General features: G+C 72.7%; 7 protein-coding genes. 4 read left to right on the forward strand and 3 right to left on the reverse strand.

All coding sequences use genetic code 11. The annotated features are described in order from the left end of the window. Positions 1-90 precede the first annotated feature (90 nt). Positions 91-1,236, reverse strand: coding sequence for a cystathionine gamma-synthase (locus tag ACFWEP_RS28285; protein ID WP_387374134.1), 1,146 nt, complete (start codon positions 1,234-1,236; stop codon positions 91-93). A 67-nt stretch (positions 1,237-1,303) separates the two neighbouring features. On the opposite strand from ACFWEP_RS28285, the gene ACFWEP_RS28290 reads away from it, so the two are divergent. The 4 genes from ACFWEP_RS28290 to msrA all read left to right on the forward strand — a co-directional run bounded on the left by ACFWEP_RS28290 (position 1,304) and on the right by msrA (position 6,336). Beyond that, positions 1,304-2,413: a hypothetical protein gene (locus ACFWEP_RS28290; protein WP_387374136.1), complete on the forward strand. Its 1,110-nt coding sequence runs from the start codon at positions 1,304-1,306 to the stop codon at positions 2,411-2,413. A gap of 271 nt (positions 2,414-2,684) precedes the next feature. Beyond that, positions 2,685-4,415 (forward strand): M48 family metalloprotease, encoded by a 1,731-nt coding sequence (locus ACFWEP_RS28295; RefSeq protein ID WP_387374137.1) that lies wholly within the window; start codon positions 2,685-2,687, stop codon positions 4,413-4,415. A 58-nt stretch (positions 4,416-4,473) separates the two neighbouring features. Continuing rightward, positions 4,474-5,598, forward strand: a complete 1,125-nt coding sequence (locus tag ACFWEP_RS28300) for a hypothetical protein (protein ID WP_387374139.1) — start codon at positions 4,474-4,476, stop codon at positions 5,596-5,598. A gap of 72 nt (positions 5,599-5,670) precedes the next feature. Further along, on the forward strand, positions 5,671-6,336 hold the full coding sequence (gene msrA, locus ACFWEP_RS28305) for a peptide-methionine (S)-S-oxide reductase MsrA (protein ID WP_387374143.1): 666 nt from the start codon (positions 5,671-5,673) through the stop codon (positions 6,334-6,336). Positions 6,337-6,437: 101 nt separating this feature from the next. Here the strand turns inward: msrA and ACFWEP_RS28310 are convergent, their stop codons facing one another. Together ACFWEP_RS28310 and ACFWEP_RS28315 are read right to left on the reverse strand one after the other, a co-directional pair. After that, positions 6,438-6,857, reverse strand: coding sequence for a DUF4190 domain-containing protein (locus ACFWEP_RS28310; protein ID WP_387374141.1), 420 nt, complete (start codon positions 6,855-6,857; stop codon positions 6,438-6,440). Between the two features lie 78 nt (positions 6,858-6,935). Further along, positions 6,936-7,310: a helix-turn-helix domain-containing protein gene (locus tag ACFWEP_RS28315; protein WP_387374145.1), complete on the reverse strand. Its 375-nt coding sequence runs from the start codon at positions 7,308-7,310 to the stop codon at positions 6,936-6,938. Between the last annotated feature and the right edge of the window lie 370 nt (positions 7,311-7,680).

Genomic DNA, 7,680 nt, shown 5'->3' on the forward strand with positions numbered 1-7,680 from the left:
GGTGCCGGGGAACGTTCCCCGGCACCGTGCGCCCGACTACCAGCAGCTGTCCCCCGCACGGCGGTTCGGCGGTGCCGGAGGTGCGGTCCGTCAGCCGAGCGCCTGGGTGAGGTCGGCGAGCAGGTCGTCGCCGTTCTCGATGCCGACGGAGAGCCTCACCAGGTCGGCGGGCACCTCCAGCGGCGAACCGGCGGCGGACGCGTGCGTCATCCGGCCAGGGTGCTCGAGGAGCGACTCGACGCCGCCGAGCGACTCACCGAGCGTGAACAGCTCGGCACGGTTGCAGACGTCGACGGCCGCCTCCTCGCCGCCGCGCACGCGGAAGGAGACCATGCCGCCGAACGCCCGCATCTGCTTCGCGGCGACCTCGTGGCCCGGGTGGTCCGGCAGTCCGGGGTAGAGGACCTGCGTCACCTCGGGGTGACGGGTGAGCAGTTCGGCGATCCGGCCGGCGTTCTCGGTGTGCCGGTCCATGCGTACGGCGAGGGTCTTGATGCCGCGCAGCACGAGCCAGGCGTCGAACGGACCGGCGACCGCGCCCATCGCGTTCTGATGGAACGCCAACTCCTCCGCGAGACCTGCGTCGTTGACGATCAGCGCGCCGCCGACCACGTCGGAGTGGCCGCCCATGTACTTGGTGGTGGAGTGCACCACGACGTCCGCGCCCAGCGCCAGCGGCTGCTGGAGGTAGGGGCTGGCGAAGGTGTTGTCCACGACCAGCCGGGCCCCGGCTTGGCGCGCGACGCCCGCGACGGCCGCGATGTCGGTGATACCGAGCAGCGGGTTGGACGGCGTCTCGACCCAGACCGCCTTGGTGCGCGGGGTGATCGCGGCGCGTACCGCCGCCACGTCCGAGGTGTCGGCCACCGAGAACTCGACACCCCAGCGGGACGCCACCTTGGCGAACAGCCGGAAGGTGCCGCCGTAGGCGTCGTTCGGGATCACCACGTGGTCGCCGGGGGTGAGCAGCGTACGGAGCAGGCAGTCCTCGGCGGCGAGTCCGGAGGCGAAGGCCAGTCCGCGACGGCCACCCTCCAGTGCCGCCAGGTTCTCCTCCAGGGCGGTGCGCGTCGGATTGGCGCTGCGGCTGTACTCGTATCCGCCGCGCAGTCCGCCCACGCCGTCCTGCTTGTACGTGGACACCTGGTAGATGGGCGGAACGACGGCGCCGGTGAGCGGATCGGCGGTGTTTCCCGCGTGGATCGCGAGGGTCTCGAAGCTGTGCTGGTCGGTCATGAGGCCCGAGCGTAGTTCGTCGCAAGGGCCCGCACCGGACGCTCGGCCGTACGGGGACAATGGGTCCATGGAGATTCTGTGGTTGCTGCTCGCTCTCTGCATGATCACGGCGGTGCTCGTCCCGTTCCTCCGAGGCCGCCGGGGCGGCGGCGGCATTCGGCTCGCGTCGCCGGGTTCGCCGGACGCCGCCGACCCGGAGACGTACGGCTTCGTGCGCCAGGAGCTGCTGGACGTGCGACTGCCGGGTCCCGACCAGGACTTGGTCGACGTGCTCCACGTGGTGCAGGCCACCCAGGAGTGGCGCGCCGCGGCCCAGCTGCTGGCCGGCACACCGCAGGAGGGCGAGGTCCGGTGGCAACGCGTACAAGCGTTCGCAGGGGCAGCTTCGCTCGAACTCGCCGCGCGTCCGGGCGCGGGCGGCGCCTGGCTGCGCTCGTGGCGCGCCGAGGCACCCCAGGACCCAGGCGCCGCCGCGGTGCACGCGGAGTTCCTGGTACAGCAGGCGTGGCGGTCCTCGGCCGTGGGGAGCGAGGACTTCCGGATCCTGCTGGAGGAGGCGCGTGACGTGGCCGGTGAGGCGGCGGCGCTCGCCCCCGGCGACCCCGTCCCGCACATCACCCGGCTGACCGTGGCGCGCGGACTGGGTTACGCCCCCGAGGAGTTCGACCGGATCTGGGCGGAGATCATCGACCGTACTCCGGCGCACTTCGGCGCACATCTGGCGGCGCTGCACTTCTGGTCCTCGAAGTGGCACGGCTCGCGCGAGCTGGCCGACCGGTTCGCCACCGCCGCCGCGGCGCGCGCCCCGCAGGGCTCGTTGCTCGCCGGACTGCCGCTGTTCGCGCTCTACGACAATCTGCCCGAGGTGAATCTGACGCCGAACTTCTACGGGAGCGCGGCGGTGACGAAGGCTGTCGAGGGCGCGCTGTACGCGGTCCACTCGGCGCGGCAGGACGATCCGATGCTCGCCCATGTCCGGCATCTGCTGGTGCTGTTCCTGGTCCGGATGGAGCGCTGGTCCGAGGCGATGCACCAGTTCGTCCACATCGACGGGTACATCGGGGCGCTGCCCTGGACCGAGGACTCCGACCCGGCCGCCGAGTACGCGATCTACCGCGCGCTCGCGGTGGCCGGTTACGAGGCGAACGGCGGCAGCCCGGCCCGACTGCTGGGGTAGCGCCTGCCGCCCCGGTCGGGCAGGGCGCCGGCAACCGTGGAGGGCGCGTGCGGAATGTTCGCACGCGCCCTTCGCGCACGTCCGGGTACGCGTCCCGGCTCTCGCCCTCCCCCGCCCGCCGGGTCCTCCCGCCCCGCCAGGTCTTCGGCAGGTCTCCGACAGGACACGATCCGTTTCCCCCTGCAACCTTTTGACCTTGTTCTTCGTCCTGTTTCTGTCCTGATCATGTCCGCAGTCCAACTCCTTTGATTCCCGTGGGGGGAACCATTCCGTGGGCGCAACCCTGCGCGCGCTGCGCGCCCTCGTCCTGCTCGCCGGCTTCTACGTCTTCGGACTACTGCTCCTCGCGGCGATCCTCGCCGTCGACGTGTCCCTCACCCAGGCCGGCCTGCGCGGCCCGAACCTGCTGAAGCTGTACGTCGTCTCGGTGGTCGTGGCGCTGCCGATCGTCCAGGGCTTCCTGATGCTCCGGACACCGGAAGGCGAGGAACCTCCCGGGCTGGAGGTCTCCGAGGCCGACGAGCCGGAGCTCTGGCGTACGGTGCGTGAGCTCGCCGCCGCCGTGGAGACCCGGGCCCCGTCCCGGATCGTGCTCACCGGCGACGTCAACGCCGCCGTCTCCGAACGGTCCCGCTTCCTCGGTCTGCTGCCGGGCCCGCGCGCCCTCTACCTCGGCGTCCCGCTCGTCCAAGGGCTCAGCGAGGCGCAGCTCCGCTCGGTGCTCGCCCACGAGCTGGGCCACTACTCGCACTCCGACACCCGGCTGGCCGGGATCACGGTCCGGGGCCGCGCCCAGGTGCTGCGTACCATCTCGCGGTTCGAGGAGCGAGCCGAGAAGAAGGCCGGCCACGAGCGCGCGCGGCTGCAGGAGAAGTCCGACCGTGCCGTGGCCAGGGGCAAGAAGCCCAAGGCGGTCGACCCGGGGCAGGCCGGGATGTCGTACCGCGTGATGGCGAGGGTGTACGGCCTGTACGCCCGGTTCTACTTCTGGGCGACGCTCGCGGGCGCCCGCCGCCAGGAGTTCGCGGCGGACGCGGCGGCGGCCCGGATCACCGGGCGCGACGCCACCGCGTCGGCGCTGCGCGAGATCCCCGGACTGAGCGCCGCCCACGACTTCTACCTCGACGCGTACGCGACGCTCGGGCTGCCCGCGGACCTGCTGCCGCCGCGCGGCGAGGTGTTCGGGGGCTTCGGCCGGATGCTCGCGGCGCGCGAACTCGAACTCGCCTCGATGCGCGCCGAACTGCCGGACGAGACCGTCTCCCGCTACGACTCGCATCCGCCGATGCGCGAGCGCGTGCGCCGTGTCGAGACGCTGGCCCCCGACGACCGCACCGACGAGGGCAAGGGTGCCGCGTCCGCGCTGCTGGCCGACCTGAACGGGACGCTGGCCGCGCTGGAGGACGTGGTGCTGGCGGGCAAGGTGCGCTCCCTGCCGCGGGCGGCCGGCTGGCAGGAACTGCTGGAGAAGTCCATGGAGGTCCGGCTGCGTGCGGTGGACTCCCCCGTGCACCGCGCGCTGACCTCGTACACGGAGGAGCCGCCGACGCTCACCGCGCTGCTGAAGGTGGTCGAGGACGGCCGGCTCTGGAAGCTCGCGCAGCGGCTGCCGCTGTCCGAGCAGGCCGCAGCCGCCGAGGGGCGCGTGTTCCGTGAGTTCGCGCGGCCCGCGCTGCTCAGCGGCGTGAAGGCGATGGCGCTGGCGGAACTCGCCGCCGAGTCTCGGCTGACCTGGGAGTTCTCCTGGTCGAAGGCGGCCACACCGCAGATCGTTCCCCTTCCGGACGGCACTCGGCCCGACGTCGAGGCCGCCGTCGCGGCGGCGGTGGCCGACATCCCCGAGACGACCGCGCTGCGCGCCCTGCTGGCACCGGTCGCAGCGGTGCCCCAAGCGAAGGCGGCAACGTCCACACCCGCACCGGATGCGACGGTCGCACCCGCCGCACCCGCCGCACCCGCGCCGGAGGCCCCGGACGGTCCGGGCCCCGAGTCGGCCGCGTGACCGGCCGCCCGGGACACCGGACCGCTCATCACCGCACGGAACCACGGAGAGACAACACGTGACCACTTTGCTCTGGGTCGTCCTGACCCCCCTCGTCCTCATCCTGCTGGCCATCGCCGTCTTCTTCGGCAAGGCGATCGTGTCGGGAGCCCGCGAGGGCTGGCGCGAGGAGATGTCGAAGAACAACGCGAACGGCGACGCGTACGAGCTGCCCGAGGAGTGCGCGGCGCTCGGCCTGCTCCCCCGCGGCGAACTGGACAAGAGTTCGCCGGGACCCCGGCCCGAGGCGCTTGCCGCCGCTCTCGCCGCGGTGGAGGCAGGGGACTGGAAGCCGGCCGCCGAGCTGATGCGCGGGACCGCCCGGACGAAGGACTGGGAGCGCCGGGCGTACGACGTCGGAATCCTCTGCGGCAACGCCGCCGTCGACGACACGTGGCTGCTCGCCTGGGAGAGCGCTGTCCCCGACGATCCTGACGCGGCGGTGCTCCGCGCGTGGAGCACGGTGAGCCTGGCCGGGAAGCTCCGGGGCGCCCAGCGCGCCCAGAACACCACCTCCGAGCAGTTCGACGCCTTCCACCGGACCCTGGCCAGGGCCCGTGCCGAGATCGCCCGCGCGGCCGAGCTGAACCCAGAGGACCCGACCCCCTACCTCAGCGAGATATCGGCGGCCCTGGGCCTCGGCTATCCGCACGCGGAGATGGACCGCATCTGGGCGGAGGTCACCGCCCGCGCACCGCACCACTACGCGGCCCACTGGTTCGCGCTCCAGTACTGGTGCAAGAAGTGGCGCGGGTCCGAGCAGCTCGCCCACGCGTTCGCGGCCGAGGCCGTGGCCGGGGCTCCCCTCGGCAGCCTGATGACGGTGTTCCCGCTCATCGCGCACTTCGAGCACGATGACACCTCGAACGGCGACTTCACGAAGACCCCCGAGGTGCTCGCGCTCGTCGATGCCGCCCTCGCGGACGTCGCCGCCGCCGACCCCGCCCATCCGCGTCTCGTGGAAGCCCGCCACATGCTGGCGTACTTCCTCTCCTTCCAGGACCGCGACGCGGAGGCGGTCGAGCAGTTCAAGCTGGTGGACGGATACGTCGGCTCGCTCCCGTGGTTCTACGAGTCCGACCCCACCAGGCTCTACTGCCACCTGCGGGACCTGTCCGTCCAGGCGGCGGCGAAACCCTCCTGACCGGGCCTTCCGCGAGGAATGCGGGGCGGTACGGAGATGTTCACCCCATACCGCCCCGTAGAAGGAGGACCGATCATGTTGTTCGGCCGTACACCCGTGCTCCCCTCCCCCGAGCAGGCCCTCAAGGGCAGCCCGACCCCGACGTTCACGGTGCCCGACCGTCACATCGTGCTCGGCAACCCGCTGCAGGGCCCGTACCCGCAGGGCCTGGAGGTCGCCGACTTCGCGCTGGGCTGCTTCTGGGGCGCCGAGCGCAAGTTCTGGCAGACACAGGGCGTCTGGACGACGCTCGTCGGCTACCAGGGCGGCTACACCGAGAACCCCACGTACGAGGAGACCTGCTCCGGCCAGACCGGTCACACGGAGGCCGTCCGTGTGGTCTTCGACCCCGAGGTCGTCCCGTACACCGAGCTGCTGAGGCTGTTCTGGGAGTCGCACAACCCGACCCAGGGCTTCCGCCAGGGCAATGACGTCGGTACGCAGTACCGCTCGGCGCTCTACACCCACTCGCCCGAGCAGGCCGAGGCCGCCGCCGCGTCCCGCGAGGCGTACCAGAAGGTCCTCACGGGCTCCGGATACGGCGCGATCACCACGGAGATCCTGCCCGCTGAGGGCCGCACTTTCTGGCCGGCCGAGGGCTACCACCAGCAGTACCTGGAGAAGAACCCGGGCGGCTACTGCGGCATCGGCGGCACCGGTGTCTCCTGCCCGATCGGCGTGGCCCGCGCGGACGGCTGATCCGCACGGGGCCGGGCGGCCCCGGCCGGTCCGGCATTCCGGCATTCAGCAGACCTCGGCGAGGGGCGTCCACCACGGGCGCCCCTCGTCGGCGTTCCGGATCAGGAGTCGGTGAGCGCCGCGAAGCCGGCGACGAGGCCGACGAGGGCCAGCAGCGCGAGCAGGCAGACGGAGAGCACCAGCCAGCCCGTCAGGATGGACGCCAGGGCGACCCCGCGCCCGGCACCGCCCAGGCGCTTGCCCCGGAAGCGGCCCACGTGTCCGGCGGGGATCGCGATGAGCGCGCACAGGGTCGCGAGGGCGATGAAGACGGGCGGGTTGATCAGCGCGATGCCGGTGGCGAAGTTCCCGAGGGCGCCGATCGCGCCCAGCGCGAAGAACCCGCTGACCGTCGCCGCCCTGTTCCTGGGCGCGGCGGCCCCGCCCCCGGCCGCTTCCGGCGCCGGTACGGGTACCTGGTCCGGAACCCGGGACGTCTCCTGCTGCCCGGCCGCCGCCGGTATGCCGTCCGTGTCGCTCATCCGCCCCGTCCCCCGTCTTCTCCGTGCCCGCTCGACACCGGATTTTACGGTGCCGCCCGGACCGTCGCCGACGGGCCGTCAGGCGGCCAGCCGCACCTGGTTCCTGAGCGACGCGGTGCCCGGCACGCGCCCCTGGGCACGGGTCGCGGCGGTGAGCGCCGTACGACGGCGGGCCAGCTCGACGGCGGCGCGGCCGAGTATGTCGGCGAGGCCGAGCCCGAGGGCGTGCGCGGCGGCGGCGAGCACCTCGGAGGACGCCTCCTTGCGGCCCCGCTCCAGCTCGGAGAGGTACGCGAAGGAGATCCGCGCCGAGTCCGCGACATCCTTCAACGTGCGTTCCTGGGCGAGGCGTTCCTGGCGCAGCACCTCGCCGACGAGGTCGCGCAGAAGGGGCTCCCGGGGCGCTTCGGGGGCGGGCGCCGGGGTCGCGGGGACGGGCCGCAGGGGTATCACCCGGGCGCCACGGCTGAGCCCGCGCGCCGCCGTACGCGCCTGCCGGTCGTCGTACGGGCGGTCGTCGTACGGGCGGTCGTCGTACGGGCGGTCGTCGTGCCGGCCGTCGGCGTCGAGAGCGGCGGCGTGCGGGCGGTCGTCGTCGGGATCGGCGGTGTGCGGGCCGATGTCCCTCGCTCGGTTCGTCATCGCTCCAGCGTAGGAACCGCAGCGTGCCCGTGGGGCGTACGGCGCTGTGCCCTCGGCGGATCTGCTGACGGAGAAACGGCACAACCCCGGAGCGCCCAACTGCCGCCCCACCGCCCGGAACGCGCACCCTGCCGCCCCACCGCCCGGAACTCCGGGGGGCCGTTTCCGCACGCCTAAGCAC

It is taken from the genome of Streptomyces sp. NPDC060198 (assembly GCF_042728415.1).
Classification (GTDB): domain Bacteria; phylum Actinomycetota; class Actinomycetes; order Streptomycetales; family Streptomycetaceae; genus Streptomyces.